The sequence below is a fragment of the Variovorax sp. 3319 genome (assembly GCF_031456585.1).
Classification (GTDB): Bacteria; Pseudomonadota; Gammaproteobacteria; order Burkholderiales; family Burkholderiaceae_C; genus Variovorax; species Variovorax paradoxus_P.
The window spans coordinates 15370-37768 of sequence record NZ_JAVDUZ010000019.1 but is presented as its reverse complement, the minus strand read 5'-3'; the positions used below and the strand labels follow the sequence as shown (position 1 = coordinate 37768).

At 66.2% G+C, this 22399-nt stretch carries 17 protein-coding genes; 12 read left to right on the top strand and 5 right to left on the bottom strand.

Annotated features, from left to right (window positions below; translation table 11 throughout):
• The coding region (locus J2X67_RS26745; RefSeq protein WP_309957995.1) for an EAL domain-containing protein at nt 1-201 on the top strand (201 nt) is incomplete at its 5' end.
• Nucleotides 202-824: 623 nt separating this feature from the next.
• On the opposite strand, the gene J2X67_RS26740 is transcribed toward J2X67_RS26745, so the two are convergent.
• Nucleotides 825-1295, bottom strand: coding sequence for a hypothetical protein (locus tag J2X67_RS26740; protein WP_309957992.1), 471 nt, complete (start codon nt 1293-1295; stop codon nt 825-827).
• A gap of 161 nt (nt 1296-1456) precedes the next feature.
• On the opposite strand from J2X67_RS26740, the gene J2X67_RS26735 reads away from it, so the two are divergent.
• Nucleotides 1457-1729 carry a hypothetical protein gene (locus J2X67_RS26735; protein ID WP_309957991.1) on the top strand — a complete coding sequence of 91 codons (273 nt, stop codon included), beginning with the start codon at nt 1457-1459 and terminating at the stop codon, nt 1727-1729.
• 922 nt (nt 1730-2651) lie between these two features.
• On the top strand, nt 2652-3245 hold the full coding sequence (locus tag J2X67_RS26730; protein WP_309957990.1) for a hypothetical protein: 594 nt from the start codon (nt 2652-2654) through the stop codon (nt 3243-3245).
• A 550-nt stretch (nt 3246-3795) separates the two neighbouring features.
• On the opposite strand, the gene J2X67_RS26725 is transcribed toward J2X67_RS26730, so the two are convergent.
• Complete coding sequence (locus J2X67_RS26725) at nt 3796-4326, bottom strand: YetF domain-containing protein (RefSeq protein ID WP_309957988.1); 531 nt, start codon at nt 4324-4326, stop codon at nt 3796-3798.
• A gap of 805 nt (nt 4327-5131) precedes the next feature.
• Here J2X67_RS26725 and J2X67_RS26720 point away from each other — a divergent pair.
• A complete protein-coding gene (locus tag J2X67_RS26720) occupies nt 5132-5314 on the top strand; it encodes a hypothetical protein (protein ID WP_309957986.1) in 183 nt (60 codons plus the stop codon).
• A gap of 69 nt (nt 5315-5383) precedes the next feature.
• Here J2X67_RS26720 and J2X67_RS26715 read toward each other — a convergent pair whose 3' ends face one another.
• Nucleotides 5384-5704, bottom strand: a complete 321-nt coding sequence (locus tag J2X67_RS26715) for a hypothetical protein (RefSeq protein WP_309957984.1) — start codon at nt 5702-5704, stop codon at nt 5384-5386.
• Nucleotides 5705-6483: 779 nt separating this feature from the next.
• On the opposite strand from J2X67_RS26715, the gene J2X67_RS26710 reads away from it, so the two are divergent.
• The 4 genes from J2X67_RS26710 (at nt 6484) to J2X67_RS26695 (ending at nt 11960) form a co-directional block, all read left to right on the top strand.
• Nucleotides 6484-7185, top strand: coding sequence for a helix-turn-helix domain-containing protein (locus tag J2X67_RS26710; protein ID WP_309957983.1), 702 nt, complete (start codon nt 6484-6486; stop codon nt 7183-7185).
• On the top strand, nt 7182-9353 hold the full coding sequence (locus J2X67_RS26705) for an alpha/beta fold hydrolase (protein WP_309957981.1): 2172 nt from the start codon (nt 7182-7184) through the stop codon (nt 9351-9353). Before J2X67_RS26710 ends, J2X67_RS26705 begins: the two co-directional genes overlap by 4 nt.
• Nucleotides 9354-9576: 223 nt before the next feature.
• On the top strand, nt 9577-10335 hold the full coding sequence (mddA, locus tag J2X67_RS26700; RefSeq protein WP_309957980.1) for a methanethiol S-methyltransferase: 759 nt from the start codon (nt 9577-9579) through the stop codon (nt 10333-10335).
• A 584-nt stretch (nt 10336-10919) separates the two neighbouring features.
• Entirely contained in the window at nt 10920-11960 is a 1041-nt protein-coding gene (locus J2X67_RS26695) for a tyrosine-type recombinase/integrase (protein WP_309957979.1), read from the top strand.
• Between the two features lie 137 nt (nt 11961-12097).
• Here the strand turns inward: J2X67_RS26695 and J2X67_RS26690 are convergent, their stop codons facing one another.
• A complete protein-coding gene (locus J2X67_RS26690; RefSeq protein WP_309957978.1) occupies nt 12098-15718 on the bottom strand; it encodes an indolepyruvate ferredoxin oxidoreductase family protein in 3621 nt (1206 codons plus the stop codon).
• Nucleotides 15719-15810: 92 nt separating this feature from the next.
• Here J2X67_RS26690 and J2X67_RS26685 point away from each other — a divergent pair, with 92 nt between their 5' ends.
• The 4 genes from J2X67_RS26685 (at nt 15811) to J2X67_RS26670 (ending at nt 20797) form a co-directional block, all read left to right on the top strand.
• Complete coding sequence (locus J2X67_RS26685) at nt 15811-16329, top strand: Lrp/AsnC family transcriptional regulator (RefSeq protein ID WP_309957976.1); 519 nt, start codon at nt 15811-15813, stop codon at nt 16327-16329.
• A 333-nt stretch (nt 16330-16662) separates the two neighbouring features.
• On the top strand, nt 16663-18861 hold the full coding sequence (gene pabB / locus J2X67_RS26680) for an aminodeoxychorismate synthase component I (protein WP_309957975.1): 2199 nt from the start codon (nt 16663-16665) through the stop codon (nt 18859-18861).
• Complete coding sequence (locus J2X67_RS26675; protein WP_309957974.1) at nt 18854-19717, top strand: DMT family transporter; 864 nt, start codon at nt 18854-18856, stop codon at nt 19715-19717. The genes pabB and J2X67_RS26675 overlap by 8 nt, the downstream gene beginning before the upstream one ends.
• A gap of 171 nt (nt 19718-19888) precedes the next feature.
• Nucleotides 19889-20797, top strand: a complete 909-nt coding sequence (locus J2X67_RS26670) for a nucleotidyl transferase AbiEii/AbiGii toxin family protein (protein ID WP_309957973.1) — start codon at nt 19889-19891, stop codon at nt 20795-20797.
• Here J2X67_RS26670 and J2X67_RS26665 read toward each other — a convergent pair.
• Nucleotides 20794-21678 carry a type IV toxin-antitoxin system AbiEi family antitoxin gene (locus J2X67_RS26665; protein WP_309957972.1) on the bottom strand — a complete coding sequence of 295 codons (885 nt, stop codon included), beginning with the start codon at nt 21676-21678 and terminating at the stop codon, nt 20794-20796. The two genes, J2X67_RS26670 and J2X67_RS26665, sit on opposite strands and share 4 nt — an antisense overlap.
• Between the last annotated feature and the right edge of the window lie 721 nt (nt 21679-22399).

The window sequence follows — 22399 nt, the reverse complement described above, 5'->3', positions numbered from 1 at the left end:
ATCATTTCACTGGGGCATGAGCTCAATCTCAAGGTCATCGCCGAAGGCGTCGAAACCGAGGAACAGCTGGAATTCCTGCGCGCCCATGGCTGCGACGAAATGCAGGGCTACCTGTTCAGCCCGCCGGTGCCGCCCACTGAACTGCCCACGTTGATCGAACATGCCAGTTACCGAGGAACCCCGATGTCCGTGGAGAGTTGAACAGCGCCCATTCCGAGTGGGTCGACATACATGAGGTACGGCCGCGGATTCTTTGAAAACCCCGGCGAGTGCGGCCTTGCGCTTGCAGTGGCTGCTGCGTGAGATCGACGCCGCGGTGTATCCGCAGATGGAAGGCACTGTAGACGACGTTCGGCCCACCGGGATAGCTACCGCGGATTCCGCGATCCCGCAACTGGTCGATCCCACTGCGGCCCACCTCAGACCGCTCCCGGCTCCGCGAGGTCGAGCAGGCGCTCGTCGAGGCGCATGTGCTGACCAGCGGTCCCCCTTGGGCATGACGGCACGCTGGACCCGACAGCAGCGCCCGGGTGTCAGCCGATCTGGCCATCTGAAGCAAATGCCAACGATCCACTCGGGACGGTCGCCCTGTTGCATTTCCAGCATCTTTTTTCCCTACGGAAGAGCGCGCCTGGCTACCCCACCGCGCTTGCGCACGCAGGCGCCTTCCACAAAGATCACGTCACCGGTCCCAACAGGACCGGCAGCGTTTCCTCGGCGGCGGCGCATGCGAGTGCGCACCGGACACTCCCTGTCGAGAAGACCCTTCAAGGCCTGCAGTGCCCAAAGCCTGGTGGCTTTGTTGTTTGGCAGAACTCCTGCGCCTAGGCGGTCGGTTTGCGGGCCGTCGCCACAGGGCGCCGGCGCTGGCGACGGGTTGCCTTGTCCACTGCGGCCTGCAGCAACTTCAGGCGATAAACCACACGGTCGATGTCCGCGGCCAATCCGAACTCTTTCGGGAAACTGCGGTTGCGCCACGAAACAGCGGGCAGCCTCAGCGCCGTCGCTCCGGGGCTCGACGATTCCGCAAATTCGGCAATGCTCAAGGCGATGCCCTGTGCGGCAGCTTCGAGCGATTCCATCGCCAGCGCAATATCGGCATCCCACTTCGTCATCTGTTCCTTGACCGATGTGGGCGAAGTCGCTTTCGCGAAGTCGCTCCTGTGGCGGATGCTGCGCTCATAGATGCCTTTGCCCATTGCAATTTTTTGGTGAAGAGAAGGCGGCCGGCGCCGCCAGCAGCCGCCTCGGGGACGTGGTTCGATGCGGACAACCCTAGATCGTTCGGCGCTCACTTCCTGTCGGCAAAGGTGCTGACACCGGCAAGGACGACGAGATGCCTCTGTTGACCATTGAGGCGCCCCCGGATGCGGAGCTGCCCTGATGTGCGTAACAATGGGTCCACCGGTGGCGGCATGCGCTCACCGGATAAAACGACATGCGAGCGAGGACAGCAATGAATCTCTATCCGCCGGACGAAAAGGTCGGGGGGCCGCTCGCGCCTGCGGACTGGACCATGGCCGTGGGTCTGGAAGGCCATGGAGACAGCGCCTTCTACTTCGCCGACATCCAATGCGCGCGTAAAAATGTCTGCCGCCTTGTCGTCGCTGGCGTGCAATCGGAGGATGAGGCACGCCGCCTGCTGGCCGTCAAGGCACGGCATTGGATCGACGAGTACCTGTCGCGGCCGCATACGGGCACCACCGTGTTCGCCCCCCTGGATCCTTAGCAGGGAAGCCTCTGCCAGCGCTCGGTGAGGTGCGGCACGGCGCCAAGTCTGGCTTCACCGCGATGACCTTTTGCTGCTGCCGGGCCAGACCGGCAACGGTGCATGCGCCGGCGGCCGCGACTGTCGCGCTGCACACCCATCCGTCGTTGGCAGGCCGTGCCTGCAGCAAAGCTGCAGGCACGGCGCATTGCCCGGCCAGGTCCCTTACAAAGAAGCCGCGCCCTGACATTGAATCCTGCAGCCGGCGCAACCATTCAGACTGTGCCCGGCCCGAACAACCCGAGCGCGGGACCGCCGCATGGTCCGATGCCGCTCTCGTTCCTGATGCGCCTGCAGCACGAGGCCCTCCTCGTTCGCGTCGCGGAGCCCAAAGACATCCCGGGGGGAGAAGTCGAAACCGGTTGGCAGGCGCTTGCTGTGGATCTTTGCGTGCACTTGACGCACACGTCATCGACTGCGAGCACCGCGCGGTGGGATGGCCGCCGCTGCTGCGCGAGGCCGGCGCGTGGAGGGCGACGGGGCGCCCCAAGCGAAAAAGAGCTGCCCGCCGGACTTAGGAGTGTACGGGCGCCAGCTGAGGGTGCACATTCTTTGCGGCGGCGCGCGCGTAGGTTGCCGCGAGAAGCAGCGCAGCCAAAGCAACGTGAATGCAAACAACGGTGGTGGTCATGCAGGCAGTGTAGGCCTCGCGCCGCCGTCGCGGTGGCTGCAAAGGCAATGGCCTCACATCTTCAGCCAGATTGGGCCGCCACCGACGCAGATGGCGGCTTTCTCCGCGCGATCGAGAGACCGGTCGCAAAGCGGGTATGCCGCACTTTGGATGGTCGAGACGCTACAGTGGGGCATGGACCATGAGCAGCGCGCCAGGAACCCAGAGTTCTTCGGTGACGACCAGCAGAATTGATCAGAATTACCGCCCCTGATGCAACAACAAGTTCTCTCCGCACATGACATCTTCCCGCACATACGCGTGGTCATGGGCATGGTCATCGGTCTCGGCCTGACCCGTCTGCTGTCGGGGGTCGCACGCATCGTGCAGCACCCGACCCACTTCCGGCTGTACGCCGTCCACCTCGCCTGGGTCGGTTCCGTGCTGTTGGCGCTGGTGCATTTCTGGTGGTGGGAGTTCGGCCTCTTCCAGATCCAGACCTGGACTTTCGGGACCTATGCGTTCATTGTCAGCTATGCCGTTGTGCTGTTCCTGCTGTGCGCCTTGCTCTTTCCCGACAGCATGCGGGACTATGAGAGTTATGAAGACTATTTCTATGCCCGCCGCGCATGGTTCTTCGGCCTGCTCGCCGCGACCTTTGTGCTGGATGTGGTCGACACCCTGATCAAGGGAGAGGCGCACTTCGCGCGCTTTGCACCGGAATACCTGATCCGCACCCCCGTTCTTGTGGTGCTCTGCGTGGTCGCGGCAGCCACGGTCAACCGGCACTTCCACAGATTGTTTGTCTGCGCCATGCTGGTCTACCAGCTATCGTGGATTTTCCGTCTCTTCGACACGCTGGACTGATGCGGTCTCGGTCAGGACAGTCGTGGATTCAGTACGGCCTCCGCGTGGCATTGCCTTGATCGACGTTTCAGCGCGTCAGCCGTCGATTTGCTCGCATGGGACGCGGCGTCCGCTCGTCGCGCTCACCCTTCGCCCGCCCTTCCGGATGCCGCGCACCGGAGTGCATCAGCGCTGGCGATGATTGGGTGGCGAACCGGCAAAGGAGTGCGTGCTCCAGCGACCTTGGGAAATGCCGGCTTGTGAAGCATCCCGCGCACTAGAGATTCGAGGCGCGATGCCATCAAACGCTGATGTGTCATCGCTGGTCCGAGCCGAAAAGGAAATGCGCAGCGAGCGCTGCTTGCAATGCGCGAAGTGAAGGCGGCTGTTGCAGCGCTCGTTGATCGGCATCAGGTCTCGGACCGCTGCCCTCCAAGCTCGCGGCGCAGATCTCGCCTCTGGCGTTCAGGCGTCCCTCCTGGCTGCACCGAAGGAATGCGCATCGCCACGCGGCGTTCGCTTGTCCCGAGAGACACACGCTTTCGCGCATGCGGAGCCGGCCGGCGCAAACCTAGGGGCGGGCTGCATCGCCTGGATCGGCCGGCGGCTTGGTTTCACCGCCGTCTCTTTTGAAGACGCTGAGCTGCCCGTCGGCCTCCAGCCTGGCAATCCTCACCGCATCGATCGATTCGACGCCTTGCTCCCGCAGCTTGCTGAGCAGTTCGTCTGTGGAGATCATCTCGCGCCGCAGGGCGCGCCTGTTCACTCGGCCATGGCGAATCAAGACCTCAGGCACAGGCTCCAGCAAGCGAGAGACGGGCTCGAACCGGTAGCTCAGCCAGTCGAGCGCGAAGTTCCAGAAGATCAAGGTCGACAGCAGCACCAGGCCATCGTTGATGGACTTGTACTCGCCCTGCATGGCGTTGCTCGAGGCATCCGCGACCAGCACGACGAACAGCAGGTCGGCGACGCCCATTGAGCCGATGTCGCGCCGAAGAATGAAACGAAACACCAACAGCAGGAACCAGTAGACAACGGTCCCGCGCAGGACCATGTGCCACACCGGATACTCGCGCGCGAAAAGATGGAGGATGTCATTCATCGCATGCCTTTCAGATCAGGGCCGATGCAGGGCCCTCTTGACAACAAGTCGGAGCGGGCTTCGCGAGATCGCGAACGCCGCCTCGCCGCGCGCAACGCGGTCTCGGAAGGTCATTCGGCGAGCAGGTCCACTGCGACGGCAGGCAGCATGCGCAAGGAAATGGAGCCGCGCATCCGGGCCGCACTTCAAGAAGACGACCGCTGCCCTCACGTTGCCACGCGGGAACCATCGGCGAGACCGCGTCGGCCGTCTGCTTGCTCCCCGCGCCGCCGCCCCGAGCCTGTCGCAGGCCCGGGTGGAGGGACTTTGCGAAAGCACGGCGAGCGGAGTGCCCCGTATGCGGCGGACGCGAGGCAAACCGATAGCCGCCGCCGCCATGCGTTGGCGACTGACCTTGCCGACGCTGCGCCACGTCTGCAGGAAGAGGCCACGTCGAAGCTGGACTCAGCGCGATGTCGAATGGGGCGCAGCCGGGGCGTCCGCCTCCTTGCCTCGCTCGCCGGGATCGCCCGACGGCTTGTTGGCCTCACGTCCCATTCGGCTTCCCTTGGCTGGCGAGTCGATACCGACCTGGCGGTTCTGTTCGATGTTCACGGGCGAAAGCTGAGGCTTGTCGTGGGTTGAGGTGGCCCGCCCCCCCGAGTTTGGCGTCGAAGACGGGTCAGGTTGCGCAGGTTGTTTCATCAGGGTTCCTCGGTGTTGCCTTGGAAGATGGTCCGCGCAGGCCGCCGATTCTGTAGGTCAGGACGCCGCCCCCGCGTCCTGGGACGCACTCGACTTCCTTCACCGCGTCCTCAAGGCGCCGGTGGCGATCGGACTCGACGGCGCACCGACCGTCGGGATCATCCTGTACGCCGAGACGGACGATACGGAAGTGGCGCTCGCATTGAACAGCAAGTCGAATCCCATCGGCGTGACCGAGCACTGCCTGCAGGGCGCGCTGCCCGCGGACATGAAGGGCAACGGGTCCTCTGCGCGCGAGTCGTGATGGCGGGGCCACGAGCGTGCGATGGACCACGTACCCTGCGCACATGATCGATGCCCTTCAGACGAAGTCTCACGGCAGCCCCGGGCCGGACGACGAGTACCAGGGCTCGTCGTCACTCGCGATCCACGGGAGCGGCACTCTGCCTGGCCTGCTTTCGTAACTCGCGATCCAGATCACTGCCCGCGCGCCAAGCGCGGCATGCGCCTGGTCGACGGTCCGGGTCGGACCTGCGTCGACCAGTCGGCACAGAAAAGCTGCTCCCCAATAAATGTCGGCGGAGTAGCTCATGCCGTCGGCGTACGTGGGACCCGAGAGCATTCGCGTCTGCCACTGGTTGCGCACTGGCGCGATGCCAATTTCCGCCACCCCTAGGCCCGTCCGGGTTGTCATCGTTGCCACCTTTTGACGATCGCGAGCTGCCGGAACTCGCTTCGGAGCCGCTCTCGCTTCACATGGTGAGGCATTCGGGCCGGCGAAGGAACTTTTATTTCGTTCCGAAGCACAAGCGGCAAACCGTGCAGCGCCCACCTTCTCCTGCAAAGCGCATAGCCCTGCGACGCGCCCGAGCGGATTCATCAGCAACAACGTCGAGCTGATCCTCGTCGAGTGGGCATTCGCGCGCGCCATGATTCCTCGGCAGAGACGATGTCGGTCCGTCCTTGAGGAAGCGATCCGGTTCAATGCAGGCATTGACGCAAGCCTTGCAGACGCGATGCGCTCGATTCGGAACACAGGGCCAACTCGAGCAACACCTTTCTGGCGATGCGCGGTCTCGAGCGCAGGCCCGTTCGGCGCGCTCAGCGCCTGTGTGCATCTTCTGAGCCATGGGGTCGGCGGCAAGCCCAACGACCGCGCGTTGCGAAATGCAAGGCAAAGCACCACGTCGATCAGCGGAATCCTCACCGACCTCTCGAGTACACGCGCACTCGGCTCGATCCGCGCTGCCTACCCGTGCAAGCTGGAAGCGGACATCGCCTCGGCCGTGACGATGGATCTCGACACGGCGCTGCGCCAGGTGCCCTGCACCCGTTGCGCGAGATTGCACGGCGCACAGGCCCGCCTCGATGTTGCATCCGGAAGTACCTGCAGGGCAGCGAAGAAATGCGCGATTGACAAGGGGTGCTGGAGCTTCTAGGATTTGAACACTCGTTTAAACCAGGTGGTGAAACATGAGTGCTGAGCCCGAGGTCCGTCGGCGCCGATCCGCAGCCTCACAGCTGCACGACGGTGATGCGACCCAGACGCGTGAACGCATCCTGGATGCCGCTTTCCGGCGCCTGGTGGCCGAAGGCTACGCCGCGCTGAGCGTGCGAGAAATCGCCCGCGACGCCGGCGTCAACCACGCGCTGATCAACTACCACTTCCGCAGCAAGGACCAGCTGGTGATCGAGGTGCTCGACGCGGTCAACCAGCGGCTGCTGGCGCGCCAGGCGTCGATGTACGCCTCCGCGGGAGGCTTTGCGCAAAAGTGGGCCAGTGCACGGCGCTTCTACGAGGAAGACCTCAGATCGGGTTTCGTGCGCCTGCAGGCCGAGCTGTGGGCGGCGAGCCTCTCCAACCTGGAACTGCGAGAGAAGTTCCTGCCGCGCCTGCTGGCCTGGAAGAAGCTGGTGCTGGGCGCGGTGCGCGAAGCAGTGGAGGCGCTGGAGGCTGACGGCGGCTCGCTGCCGGCGCCGTTCACGGCCGAGGTCATCGCATGCTGGATCTCGGAGTTCTGGCTCGGCATGGAGTTCGCCGATCTGCTCGGCGTGAAGGAAGAGCAGGCCCAGCACCGCGCGGCGCTCGATGCCGTGCAGTGGTTGCTGGAGTCGCTCGATGCGCGAGCCGTCGCCAAGGCGCAGCCCCCGTCCCGCGTGCGGAGCCGGCGATGAGCAAGCCGGATCGCCCCCTGCCCGAGCGCCTGGCGCGCAACGCCGGCCCGCTGCCCGCGCCTGGCGCCGTGCCGGCGGGGCACGCATCGCCCTACGAGACCGTCGAGCCGGTGCAGCAGGGCTTCATCGATCGCGATGGTGTGCCGATCTGGTATGCGACCTGGGGCAACAGCGGCCCCTGGATCGCCTTCGCGCCGCCTTTCCAGATCGTGCACAGTCAAATGCTCAAGGGTGTGGTGCCCTACCTGTCGGAGCACTTCCGCATCATCACGACGGACGGACGCGGCAACGGACGCTCGGGCCGCCCTGCGCAGCAGGATGGCTATAGCTTCGACCATTTCTACGGCGACTTCGTCGCGGTGCTGGACGCGGTCGGTGTGCAGCGCGTCGCGCTGGTCGGCATTTCGGCCGCCGCGCTCACGGTGCTGCGGCTGGCGGCCGAGCATCCGCAGCGCATCACGCACCTGGTCACCGCCGGAGGCTTTGCCGAATCGCTGGCGGGCGACCCCGAACTTGCGCGCCGCCTGGAGATGGAGGACGCGCTGCTGCGCAGCGACTGGCCCGGCTATGTCGACTGGTTCATGGCCACCATCTTCAGCGAACCCCATTCGACCAAGCCGTACGAAGACGGCGCGCACTACGCCTGGGCCACCCGCGCAGACTGGCTGGGCTGGTGCCGCCGCGCTTGGCTTGGCAACGACGTGCGCGCGCTGGCGCGGCAGGTGGCCTGCCCGACACTGGTGATCCACGGGGACGAGGACCGGCGCGTCGGCTACGCCAGGGGATGCGAGATCCACGCGCTGGTCGAGGGCTCGAAGATGCTGACTGTCGCCGCCGGCGGCCACGTCACGGCGGCACGCGACCCGGTGCTGTTCAACCGCACGCTGCGCGAATTCATCGGCGCCTTGCCGCGCGAGCGGACGTGGACGCGCGCCATGAGCCGCCCGCGCCGCGCGCTGTTCATCTCGAGCCCCATCGGCCTGGGCCATGTGCAGCGCGACCTGGCCATCGCGCGCGAGCTGCGCAAGCTTCAGCCGGATCTGGCGATCGAATGGTTCACCACCGACCCTGCCGCGGCCTACCTCGAGCGCGAAGGCGAACGGCTGCACCCGATCACCCGGCGACTGGCGAACGAGAGCCGCCACTTCGAGGCGCTGGCAGGCGAGCATGACCTGTCGGCCTTCTTCGCGCTGCGCACGATGGACGAGGTCATGAGCCGCAACTTCATGACCTTCGTCGACCTCGTCGAAGCCGAGCACTACGACATCGTGGTCGGCGACGAAGCCTGGGAGGTGGACTACCACTACCACGAGAACCCGGAACTCAAGCGCCAACCCTACGTGTTTCTCACCGACTTCGTCGGCTGTCTGCCGATGGAGGAAGGCAACGCGCGCGAGGTGGCCTTGTGCGCTGATCGCAACGCCGACGAGCTGGAGCACGTGGCGCGCTACCCCTACCTGCGCGACGCGGCGATCTTCGTGGGCAACCGCGAGGACGTGACCGAACAGACCTTCGGTCCCGGCTTGCCGGGCATCCGCGACTGGACGGACCGCAACTTCTGCTACTGCGGCTACTGCCTGCCCTTCGACCCGTCCGCGCTGGCGGATACCGAACGCCTGCGCGCACGGCTGGGCTACCGCAGCGACGAGAAGATCGCGATCGCCGCGGTCGGCGGTACTGCCACCGGCATTCATCTGCTCAAGCGCATCGCGGCGGCGTTCCCGCGCATGAAGCGCGAGTTGCCGCAGCTGCGGCTGATCCTGGTCACCGGCCCGCGCCTGTCCGCCGACGCATTCGCACCGCAACCCGGGCTTGAACTGCGGCCCTACGTGCACAACCTCTTCGAGCATCTCGCCTGCTGCGACCTCGCCCTGGTGCAGGGCGGCCTGTCGACCACGATGGAACTGGTGGCCACGCGGCGGCCTTTCCTGAGCTTCCCGCTGCAGCGGCACTTCGAGCAGTGCGTACATGTGCGCCAGCGCCTGGCCAACTACGCCGCGGACCGCTCGGTAGACTATGCGGCGACCTTGGACCCGGACGCCCTCGCGTTGCGAGCCCTGGGCACCATGCATGAACCGGTGCGCTACCGTCCGGTCGAAACCGATGGCGCCGCACGCGCGGCGCGGCGCATTGCGCAGGTGCTGGACAACCGCGGAGGGTCACGATGAAACCGCCTGCGTCCATCGGCGCGCCCGACGGCACCTGCCGCCCGCCGCCCCGGCCCTCGGGCTGCGAAGTGCCGTAGCTCCGGGCCCCCGCACTCGGGCGCCCCCCGACCCTGCCGCTACCACACCCGGGCCCCCGGAGGCCCGGGCGGATGACCTCGGCCTGCCCGCTGCGGGGGTGAAGGCGTGGCCGCTTCTCGAGCTTCCCCGCACAAGGAGTACGTTCATGGCTTTCGTCGCTGCACTCTATGGGCTGGTGGTCTACCTCTTCTTTCTCGCCACCTTCGTCTACGCCATCGGCTTCGTCGGCAACCTGCCGCTGCTGCCCAAGACCATCGACAGCGGCAGCCCCGTGCCACTGGCCGAGGCGCTCGTCGTCAACCTCTTGCTGCTGGGCCTCTTCGCGGTGCAACACAGCGTGATGGCCCGGCGCGGCTTCAAGCGCTGGTGGACGCGGCTGGTACCCGAGGCGGTGGAGCGCAGCACCTTCGTGCTGGCGGCGAGCGCGGCACTGGCGCTGCTGCTGTGGCAATGGCGCCCCATGGCCGAACCCGTCGTCTGGTCGGTCCATGACCCGGTTGCGCGCTGGGCGCTGCTCGGCGTCTTCTGGCTGGGTTGGGGCGTGCTGCTCGTCAGCACCTTCCTGATCAACCACTTCGAACTGTTCGGCCTGCGCCAGGTGTGGGCCAACCTGCGCGGCCAGGAACTGCCGGCGCCGGCCTTCCACACGCCGCTGTTCTACCGCCACGTGCGCCATCCGATCTACCTGGGATTCGTGCTGGCCTTCTGGGCCACGCCCACCATGACGGCGGGCCACCTGCTCTTCGCGGCGGCCTGCACGGGCTACATCCTGATCGGCATCTGGTTCGAGGAGCGCGACCTGGTCGCGCAGTTCGGCCAGCGCTATCTCGTCTACCGCGACCAGGTCGGGATGCTGCTGCCCAAGCGCAGCCGGCGTGACCGCAAGACGCCCACGGGACCCTGAGCGAACGAAGGTGGCGAGGCCGCGGCAATCAGGCGCCCAGGCTCACCGCACCGATCGCTGCTGCGACCACGAGTGGCATGGACATGGCCGCCACCGAAGATGGCCGACGCGCTGTTCCAGGGCGCTGGCCGCTCAAAGACGCTGCCGGCGCCATGCGACGCCACCACCGCCCGACTGCGGCCTGACAGCGCGCGAGAGTGGGGGGCATTCAAACTCACCGCCAGCGGCGCACGTTCCGGCTTTCCGGCATGAGGCCACGCAGGACGGCGTGCGGCGTCCTGCGGCTGAGCCGTCACAGGAGCACCCCTGCGAATCCGGCCGTTCAGCTGCAGGGTTGGCTGCTTGCATGGCATGGCATGGCATGGCATGGCGTGACCATCGCTCGTTCGAGCGAAAGGCAGTCATCCTTCCCTGGGTTCAACGGCACGACAGGAGCACCGGCGACCCGGGCGAACGTCTGTCTGCAAATAGACTAACGGGATGCGACTGGTCACAGCCGTCTCCATTGAGCGCCGACACCCTTATGCGCTTCGACGCCGATCCAGCGTCTTGCAAAATCAATCATTTCCCGTTAGTCTATTTTTATGGTTCATCCCCACAGGTCGCTTTCCCTCTTCGACGAGTTCAAGCCCGAGGCGCATGCGCTGGTCTTCGAGCAGGCGTTTGACGCCTGGCTGGCATCCCAGCGTGACGGCGGTTTGCTGCGCCAGGAGCGTTCGATGGAGGTCTACCAAGACATGTGGAACGCGTTCTCGGCCTGGTGCCTGGCGCAGTCCCCCGCCGTGAGCCTGTCCTCCCTCAGGCCGGCAGACCTGCAGGCATTCCAGGCGGCGCGATTCGGCAGGAAGGCGTCCGACCTCTCGCTGTCACCGCGTTATGCGCTGCGGCTGATGCGGCTGATCGAACGCGTGCTGCGCCATCACGCAGCGCAAGACGAGTCCCCGACCAGCAATGCCGCCGCGGACTGGATCAGGGGCAATCCGCAGGTGCGGTTCGCCGACTCGCCGAACGCCGACCCGCTGCCCGAATACCTGCCAGTCCTCGAGGCCAAGCAGCTCATCGCCTTTGTCTCCGCGGCCCGGCCTCGGCCCGGAAGTTCGCGGGCTGCAGGCGCCTCCATGACCTGGCAAGATGTGCGCAACCGGGCGTCGATCGGTTTGCAGCTCGGCGCCGGACTCACGCCTGGAGACGTGCGCGTCCTGACATTGACCTCCCCTGTTGCGCACGGTGGCCGCATCCTTGATCGGCCCTGGAAAATCCAAGTCCCTGCGTATGGCGACAGCCCGGCGCGGGAGACTCCCCTGGCGCCCTGGGCTGCCGAGCTGCTGCGGTACTGGCTGACCGTGCGCGCGGAGGCGGGCATCGCAGGGCCCTATCTTTTTCCCTCCACGCGCAGTGGCAAGCAATGGCAAAGGGCATCGCAGTACGCATGCGCCATCCGCGTGCTCGAGGACGCCGGCGTCGACTCGCGCGAGGGCGGATCATTCCGGCTGCGGCATACGTTTGCACTCAGGCAGCTGCGCCGAGGAACGTCGCCCGACCAGGTGGCCCGATGGCTGGGTATCGAGCCCAAGAAGATGAAGCGCTATGAGCGGGTGCTGCCGGGCGGGCCGGAGGTCGTCTGACGGGCGAGCACCACCCTGCGACAGGACCCAACCGTGCTCCCCGGGGCCCATCAAGACCGATCCGACGGCCGGCGAACGGAACAGCCCTGCCCTCTCGTTCGACCGGCCCACGAGCTCGCGTCCTGCGCGCACGCGGATCAGTGCGACACGAGCGCAATCCCCTTGAACTGCCCCGCCTTCGCATCCTTGCGGGGCTGCGGATAACGCTGCGGCGAGAAGCGGTGCAGGAGCTCCGCCTCGCGCTCGACAGCGAGCGCCAGGTTGGCTAACTTCACATGCCCGAAGCCGCGGATCGAGAGCGGCAGCGCCGCGATCTGTGCGGCGAGAGGCTGGTTGGCGCAAGACAGCGCCGCAGCCAATTCATCGAGCCGCTGCTCGAACTGGGCGATGAGTGCACGCTCGGTCCGGCGCTCCTGCGTGTAGCCGAACAGGTCGAAGCCCGTGCCGCGCAGCCGCTTGCCGTGCGCCAGCCACTTCATCACCGGGAGCATCCACGCGCCCAGGCGGATCTTGGCGGGCGCCTGACCGTGGGCGGGGCGTGACAGCAGCGGCGGCGCCATGTGGAATTCGAGCTTGAGGTCGCCTTCGAACTGGTCCTTGAGTTTCCGCAGGAACGCGCCGTCGGTGTAGAGGCGCGCGACCTCGTACTCGTCCTTGTAGCTCATGAGCTTGAGCAGACTGCGCGCCGCGTTGCGCGTGAAGGGCAGCCGCGGGTCGCCGCCCGGCAGCGCGGACTCGGCCGCCTGCAGCGCACGAACGCGCCTTTCGAAGCGCTGCGCCCATGCGGCGTTCTGGTAGCCGGTGAGATGGCGACGCGCATCGGCCACGAGCGCGTCCAGCGGGCGCTCGTCGGCTTGCTGCGCCTGCTCTTGCACGGGCACGGGCACGGGCACGGGCACGGCACGCAGCTTGTCCAGCGCCGCGGGATCGCCCGCCGCGAGCCGGCCCAGCGAAAACGCCGATTGGTTGGCCGCCACGGCCACGCCGTTGAGCTCGATCGCATGCATCAGCGCCTCCAGGCTCAGCGGCACCAGGCCGCGCTGCCACGCATAACCGGTCGCGACGATGTTCGCGGCCAGCGTGTCGCCGAGGAACTCCTCGGCCAGGCTCTGCGCGTCGAAGGTCTCGACCTGTGCCTCGCCCGCGACGAAGCGCATCTTCTCGAGCAGCAGATCCACATGCAGCTCGGCATCGGGGTTGCGCAGCGACTCGGCCACCGGAATCTCGTGGATGTTCGCGAGCACCCGCGTGCGCCCGTGCCGCACGGTCTGCAGCGCGTCGGCGGAGGCGCCCACCACCACGTCGCAAGCCAGGAGGGCGTCGGCCTGCTGCGTGTCGATGCGCACCTGGTTCAGCCGCTCGGGCGTGTCGGCCAGCCGCACGAAACTCAGCACCGCGCCGCCCTTCTGCGCGAAGCCCATGAAGTCGAGCACGCTGGCCGACTTGCCTTCCAGGTGCGCGGCCATCGCGACGACGGCGCCGACCGTCACCACGCCGGTGCCGCCCACGCCGGTCACCAGCAGGTCGTAGGGACCGGTCCACGCGTGCGGCGCCGGATGCGCCAGCGCGGCCACGCGCTGCAGGAAGGCATCGCGCCCCGATGCGAGCGCTCCGCTCTTGCGGCGCAGCTTGCCGCCGGTGACGCCCACGAAGCTCGGGCAGAAGCCCTTGGCGCAGGAATAATCCTTGTTGCAGCTGGTCTGGTCGATCTTGCGCTTGCGGCCCATCGGCGTCTCGTGCGGGAGCACCGCCACGCAGTTGCTCTGCACGGTGCAGTCGCCGCAGCCTTCGCACACGGCCTCGTTGATGAAGAGCCGCCGGGGCGGATCGGCCAGCTCGCCCTTCTTGCGGCGGCGGCGTTTCTCGGCGGCGCAGGTCTGCTCGTAGATGAGCACGGTCACGCCGGGCATCTCGCGCAGGCGCCGCTGCACCTCGTCGAGCGCGGCGCGGTCGTGGAACTCGGTGCCGCGCGGAAAGCGGTTCCTGATGGCGCCGTACTTTTCGATCGCATCGCTCACGACCACTACCTTGGTGACGCCTTCCGATTCCACCTGCCGCGCGATCGCATCCACGCTGATGACCCCGTCGACCGGCTGGCCGCCGGTCATCGCGACCGCGTCGTTGAACAGGATCTTGTAGGTGAGCGTCGCCTGGGCCGCGACGGCCTGGCGGATGGCGAGATAGCCCGAGTGGTAGTAGGTGCCGTCGCCGAGGTTCTGGAACACATGCGGCGTCTTCGTGAACATCGCATGCGAGATCCAGTCGACGCCCTCGCCGCCCATCTGGATGAGGCCCGCCGTGCTGCGGTCCATCCAGTTGGCCATGAAGTGGCAACCGATGCCCGCGCGCGCCGTCGATCCCTCGGGCACCTTGGTGCTGGTGTTGTGCGGGCAGCCGGCGCAGAAGTACGGCAGACGCTTGACGGCATCGCTCGCATTGCCCAGCAGCTCGGGCGGCGTGAAGTCGCGCACATGCTGCAGATGGTCGCCCAGATCGCGGTTGTCGGGAAAATGCACGGCGAGCCAGTGCGCGACCAGCTCGATCAGCCGCGACGGGCGCAGTTCGCCCAGCGCGGACACCAGGGGCCGGCCTTCGCGGTCGTGCTTGCCCACGAGCACCGGACGCGCGTCGGCGGGCGCGTTGTAGAAGATGTCGCGCAGCTGCGTCTCGACCACCGCGCCCTTTTCTTCCACCACGAGGATTTCCTCGAGCCCGCGCGCGAAGTCCTGGATGCGCGTCTGCTCGAGCGGAAAGCTCAGTCCCACCTTGTAGAGCCGCACACCGACTCGCGCGAGCTGCTCGGGCGAGAGTTCCAGGCGCCGCAGCACCTCCATCAGGTCATGGTGCGCCTTGCCGCAGGTGACGATGCCCACCTTCGCATGCGGGCTCACGATGACGTGGCGGTCGATGCTGTTGCGCCGCGTGAACGCGGCCACGGCCGCGAGCTTGTCCTCCAGCCGCGACTCAATGCGCAGCGACGGAAGGTCGGGCCAGCGGTAGTGCAGGCCGTCCGCCGGTGGCCGGTGGCCTGTGGCGGTGCGCACGGCGTCGGCGTCTTCCCAGGCGGCCACGCGCGCGTTCACCGCGTCGAGGTCCACGGTGCCCGCACTCTCGACGATCTCGGACAGCGCCGCCATGCCGACCCACGCGCCCGAATAGCGCGACAGCTCGTAGCCGTACAGTCCGAACTCCAGGTACTCGGCCACGCTCGCAGGCTGCATCACGGGCATGCGCCATGCCATGAAGGCGTGGTCGCTCTGGTGCGGCATCGACGACGACACGCAGCCGTGGTCGTCGCCCGCCACCACCAGCACGCCGCCGTGCGGCGACGAGCCGTAGGCATTGCCGTGCTTGAGCGCGTCACCCGCGCGGTCCACGCCCGGCCCCTTGCCGTACCACATGGCGTACACGCCGTCGACGGTGCGCTCCGGGTCGGACTCCACGCGCTGGGTGCCGAGCACCTGCGTGGCCGCGAGTTCCTCGTTCACCGCGGGCACGAAGCGGATACCGGTCTCCTTGAAGCGGTCGCCGGCCTTCCAGATCGCCTGGTCGACCATGCCCAGCGGCGAGCCGCGGTAGCCGCTGACGAAGCCCTGCGTGTGCAGGCCGCGCGCCGCGTCGCGCTGCTTCTGCATCGCCAGGATGCGGACCAGCGCCTGCGTGCCGGTGATGTAGACCGCGCCGGCATCGGCCCAGAGGTTGTCGGAAAGCTGGTAGTCGGGCCGCTGGAGCGCGGTTGGCTTGTGGGGGGCGTTCATGCCCGGAATTGTTCTGCCGCACCCCGAGTAAGTGTTTCTTCAATACACTGGCGCAGACCCTTGTTTGAAGAAGAATCCTCTCGGAAACTGCGATGAACGTTGATTCTGTTTCTCTTGACGACCATTGCCTCAAGATCCTTTCTGCACTGCAGCACGACGGGCGGCAAACGGTGCAGCAGATTTCGGAGGCGGTGGGGCTCTCGCCAACGCCCTGCTGGAAGCGCATCAAGGACATGGAAGCCGCCGGCGTGATCCGCGGCTACACCACACGGGTCGACCCCGAACTCGTGGGCCTGCACGTTTCGGCCGTGGCCGAGGTGAACCTGGACCGCCACAGCGAAGCGATGGTGCAGCGCTTCGAGGACGTGGTGGCCGCGTGCCCGCAGATCATCCGCTGCGTCTCCGCCACGGGACCCGCGGACTACATCCTCCACGTGACGGTGCCCGACATGAAGCACTACGAGCGTTTCCTGCACGAGGTGCTCTTCAGCCTCCCGGGCGTCACGCACGTGCGCTCGAGCATCGTGCTGCGCGAGATCAAGTCGGAGGTCGCGCTGCCGCTCGGCCACCTGCTCGGAGCAAAGGCGAGCGTGGCGCCCTCGCGGCGCTAGACGGCGTGTCCACCCAGCAAGCCGCCGGCGGTGTGGTGCTGGGGCTGCTGGTGGTTGTCCAGGCGACGCTCACCGTGGCCGTGGACTGCGTGCATCCTGTGGGGATCACGGCCCCCGTCTGGGCTGTCAGGCTCTGCCGCTCGCCCGCCCCCTTTCACAACGCCGAGCGGCTGGAATGGAAGACCGCGGAAGAGCGAACGGCCCGGACATGCGGGCGGCAAGCGCGCTGCGTGCATTCGCATTATCGGCCCGCACAACTAGCACATTGCGCAGTAGCGACTTCCACCAGATTCTTCAACGATGCACAGCCCGCCTTCGGCCAAGGAGCCTCTCATGCGCACGCTGCTGATCGACAACCACGACTCGTTCACCTACAACCTCTACCAGTACCTGGCGGCCTGCAACGGCGAGCCTCCGATCGTGCTGCGCAACAACGAGAGGCACTGGGACGAGGTCGAGCGCATGCACTTCGACAACATCGTCATCTCGCCGGGCCCCGGACGTCCGCAGCGGCGCGCCGACCTCGGCATCTCGGCGGACGCGCTGCAGCGTTCGCGCAAGCCCCTGCTCGGCGTCTGCCTGGGCCACCAGGCCATCGCCCACCACTGCGGCGCCCGGGTCGACCTGGCGGTGCGCCCGATGCATGGACGCCTGGACCGCGTCTCGCACGCGCAGCGCGATCTCTTCGCCGGCATTCCGGACCGCTTCGAGGCGGTGCGCTACCACTCCCTCGCGGTCACGCAGTTGCCCTCATCCTTGGAACCCCTCGCCTGGACATCCGATGGCACATTGATGGGCCTGCGTCACATCGCCCTGCCCTGGTGGGGGGTGCAGTTCCATCCGGAGTCGATCTGCACCGAATTCGGCGCGCGGCTGCTGCGCAACTTCAGGGACCTGACGCAGGCGTGGCTCGCCCAGGCGCCCCAACGAAACGCACACGATCGCTTCGGCCCCGTGCTGCGCTTCGAAGGCCCGCAGGCGCTGTCGCTGCACGCGGAGTGCATCGACACCGCGGCCGATCCAGAGGCCGTGTTCATGGGCACGTTCGCACAGCGCGACTGCGCTTTCTGGCTGGACAGCAGCCTGGCCGAGCCCGGGCGGGCGCGCTTCTCCTTCATGGGCGACGCCACCGGGCCGCGCACCCAGGTGCTGAACTACCGCACCGCACCGCGTGAACTGATGGTGCGCCGGGGCGACGTCGTCCAGGTGCGTGACGAGAGCATCTTCGACTACCTTCGCGATCACCTGCCCGGCGAGCCGCCTGCAGGCCCTGCACTCCCCTTCGACTTCGCGTGCGGCTTCGTGGGCTACTTCGGCTATGAGCTCAAGCGGGAGCTGGACGGTGCGCGTGCCCACGAAGCGGACACGCCGGACGCGATGTGGATCCTCGCCGACCGCTTCCTCGCCTTCGACCACGTCGAGCAGCAGGTCTGGATCGTGTGCCTGGATGAGGCCGCACCGTGCAACGAGAATCGCCGCTGGATGCAGACCATGCGCGCGCGGCTCGAAGGCGCACAGGCGAGCGTGCCGGAGGACAGCGCGGACGCTGCCCGCGACCTGCATTCACTGGTCTGGCAGAAGGACCTGGCGATCTACCGGGAGCTCATCCTGCGCTGCCAGCACGAGATCCTTCAGGGCGAGACCTACGAGGTCTGCCTCACGAACCAGCTGGTCGGCGAAGGGCGCATCCGCCCGCTGGAGATCTACCGGGTCCTGCGCAGGCACAACCCCGCACCCTACGCGGCCTACCTGCGTGTCGGCGGCTATGCCGTGCTGTGCGCCTCGCCCGAACTCTTCCTGCGCATTTCCAGCGAAGGAGATGTGGAATCAAAGCCCATCAAGGGAACGGCCGCACGCGGCGCGACGCCGGCCGAGGACGAGGCGATCGCGGACGCCATGGTCGCCGACGAGAAGACTCGCGCCGAGAACCTGATGATCGTTGACCTGCTGCGCAACGATCTCAACCGCGTCTGCGAGATCGACAGCGTTCACGTGCCGAGCCTGTTCGCGGTCGAGACCTATGCCACCGTGCACCAGCTCGTCAGCACCATCCGGGGCCGGCTGCGTGCGGAGCTGGGTGCGGTCGACTGCATCCGCGCCGCGTTCCCCGGCGGCTCCATGACCGGTGCACCCAAGGTTCGCACGATGAAGATCCTGGACGAGCTCGAGGAAGCGGCCCGAGGGATCTACTCGGGCAGCATCGGCTATCTGTCGCTCAACGGCGCGGCGCAGCTCAACATCGTGATTCGCACCCTGGTGTCGGCCAACGGCCGCGTCTCCATCGGCGCCGGCGGCGCCATCGTCGCCATGTCCGATCCGGACGCCGAGGTCGAGGAGATCGTTCTGAAAGCGCAGGCGTTGTGGGACGTCCTCAGGCGTTGCGGTGCACCGCTCGGTCCAAGGCCGGGCATGGCGCCCGATGCGAGTGCCGCGGGCGAGCCCAGCGTTCCGATGCCCCCCGGGCCGCCGCCCGCGCCCACGGTCCCGCAGACCACCCCCACGCGACCGCCGACTGCGTCCGGCAATGGCTAGCGCGCAGGCAGATCGCCGCGGGATCCTGCTCATGCTGGTGGCCATGGGCTGCTACGTGCTCAACGATGTGTTCGTGAAGCTGGCAGCGCAGAGCCTCCCGCCCGGACAGGTCTTGGCCGTCCGCGGCGCCTTCGCCACCCTCTTCGTCTTGGCCCTCGCCCGCGGAACGCGCGCCGGCTGGCGCACGGCACTGTGTCCGATCGTCGGCGTGCGATGCGGGCTCGAGATCACGACCGCCCTCACCTCCGTGGTCGCCCTGTCGCTTGCGCCACTCGCCACGGTCAGCACGCTGATGATGACCGCGCCGCTGATGATCGCCGCCACTGCGATGGCGCTGCGCTGGGAACCCTGGCGCGCGGACCGGCTGCTCGCGACGGTGGCGGGATTCGCCGGCGTCCTGCTGGTGATTCAGCCGTCCGTGCGGTCCGAGGTCCCTGTGGCAGGCCTCGCCTGTGCACTGTTGTGCGCGGCATCGCTGGCCGCGCGTGATCTGGTGACGCGGCGCATCCCCGCCGCCATCTCGTCGTCGGTCATCGCCGTGGCGACGACGCTTGCCGTGTGCCTGGCGGGCCTGCTGCTGGGTCTCGTGGAACGCTGGGCGCCGCTCACGCGACATGAACTCGGCATGCTCGCGGCGGCCGCGGGCTGCGCCGCCCTCGGCAACTACGCGCTCATCGTGGCCTGCCGCGGCGTCGATCTCTCGGTCGTCACGCCTTTTCGCTACAGCCTGATCGTCTGGGCGCTGCTGCTGGGCTACGCGGTCTGGGGCGACATGCCCCGACCCGATGCCGCCGTCGGCGTGGTCGTGATCGTCGCAGCCGGTGCCTTCACCGTCCGGTCGGCGCGTCGACCGTGAACGAGCCGACCGGGTCCCTCGCCAGTGGCGGGGGGCGGCCCGGAAATCGATTGCCAGCAAGAGAGCTTGGGGGCCGAGCGGTTGTGAACGCCCGCCGTTGCGATCCGGAGTCGTTCACCTGCAACGGACGGTTTCACCGGTTCGGTTGTCCCACGAAAAGGACCCACAGCCATGGCGAAGAACAAGGTCGAGAAGACAGCAGAGGCGGCAGCCGTCGAAAAAATCAAGCGGCTGGCGGTCATGGCCATGTTTTCGGACGATGAGTTGCTGGAGGAGCTGGTCCTCAAGGGCGGCAATGCCATGGCGCTGATCCACCGGCTCAGCGCACGTGCGTCGGTGGATCTCGATTTCTCGATGAAGCACGATTTCCCTGAGGGCGTGGAAGCCACTCTCAAGCGCATCAGCGCGGCGCCGGAAAGAACTTTCAGGGCTGCGGCCTACGAGGCCTTCGACATCAAGATGGAAGAGCGGCCTGGCACCCTGTCCGAAGACTTGGCAGGCTTTTGGGGTGGGTACACGGTCGAGTTCAAGCTTGTGGATGCGGCATTTTTCAGCGAGCACAAGGGTGACCTGGATGCACTCCGTCGCAATGCCGTCTCGATCGGGCAAGGCAAGAAGTTCCTGATTGACATCAGCCGCTTCGAGTACACCGACGGCAAGCAGGAGGCTGATCTCGATGGCTATCGAATCTACGTTTACTCACCGGCCATGATCGTGTGCGAGAAGCTGCGAGCGCTCTGCCAGCAGATGGACGAGTACAAGCCCGTCGTCAAACGGACCAGGCCGGGAAGTCCGAGAGCACGGGATTTCATCGACATCCACACGTTGGTGGAGACCTTGAAATTGGACGTTTGCTCGGACGAGACGATCGGCATGCTGGTCGAAATGTTCCGCCTCAAGCGCGTACCGGTCGAATGGCTCGGCCTGCTCCAGAACGACAGGGAGTTTCCCCGCCAGGACTTCCCGGCGGTGGTTGCCACCGTGAGTCCCGACGTTGAACTCGAAAGCTTCGATTTCTACTTCGACTATGTGGTGCGCATCGCTGCGGGCCTGACCGAGCGCCTCGCCGCCAGGCACTAGAGACCGCGCGGAACGTGAAGTCGCCACTGCTTCACATATTCGGAATCCGTCATCCCGTGCGTCAGATAGAAGTCGTGCTCCATGGGGAAGCTTCTGACCAGGTCGAGTTGCCTGGGCCGGTACCCGGCGCGCTCCATGTAGTAGCCAATTGCCTGGTGATAGGGATAGATGAAATTCAATTTCCTCAGCATGGCGCACAGGCCATTGACCGAGATCTGTTCTTTGGCCAGTTCGAAGGCCTTGGCGACCTCGAAGACGCCTCCTGTGTAGATAGGCCTCACGACCGCATCGATGAGTGTTCGTTCCACGTTGGTCAGACGAACAGTCGCGTCTTCTCCAGCGCCATATTTCACGGTCTGCGTCACGGCGCCGAGCTGGAGGGTCTTTGCGCTGTTGACAAGAACGATCCGCCGGTCACCGAAGGTCACTGCATTTTGAGTCTCCCTGGCAGGCTGGGCGAAGGCCTTATCGATCGCTGCCTGGTCGACATCTGCGCGAGGGGTTTCGGTGGAGCGCTCGTGGCTGATGTAGATGCTCGTTGGAATCTGCTCCGTGAGGCCGTGCATGCGGGCCGCGGTGTAGTGACTGAAGTAGCTGTTCGCCTTCAAGTGAAGCAACATTTCCAAGGTCGGCACACGGCCCCAGACGTAGAGCTTTTCCACTCTGTTGGGGAAATCGAACTCGAACGCTTGGAGGTCGGCGCTTTTTGCGAGGAAGCCGATGAACTCGTCGATGGTCGTCTTTTGCGCCAACCGCCACCCGCGCCGCTCGGCAGAAAGAATCGCGCCGATCTCGCGATACTTGAGAACGTGTGGCCCTTTTTCGTTCAAGCGAGCAACGATGTCTGGCTTGGCGATCTGGATGCGCGAGCGATTTACCACGCAGAACCCCCTTGGGTTGTATGCAGAACTAAAAGACGTGGCTGCACTGTAGTGCTGTGCTATGGAGCATATATGCTCCATAGCATGGCAATCGACACTCCTTCCGTCAAGCTCCATTCATAGATGCGAAAGAATTTGCAGCTATTTCACCCCTTTGATATGCTATGGAGCATCAATGCTCCATAGCACGCCGATTCCGTTAGTGCGGCAAAAGCGGGGGCATCCGCGCCGCATGATGTGGATCCACCGGGGGCTGAGGCCTCGGAACTCGGGGCCGCGATCTCGCATCGTCTGTAATAAGTAGCTTTTAAGCTTCTTATTACGCGCTTCCTCAAGCTCGGTTCATGCGCGCGGAAGATTGTCAGGACGACCCCCTGACGAAAACAACACAGGGTCGCACAACAGCGTGAGCATCAGCGGCTCATCCCGTGAGCCTCTGCTTGGGCCGTGCCGCTGGAGGAAGTGCCCCTCGCCCGCTGGGGCGGGCCGACAGATCAGGCTCACCGGGGCGAATGTCGATGCCTCGCACCTCAGGGCAAAAATCACTTGCCGGCCTGCCCCGATCTCGCCATTGCTCCCGCGCACGCGCGAGCGTGCGCGCCGGATCCAAGCTCGAGAACATGCAATTTTCAGGACAGGCAGCATGTTCGCGGGCCGCGCCGAGCGGCGCCGTCTGCATCGCCGGTTCCTTTTTTGCGGCGCCTGAGAACATCGCGTCCGG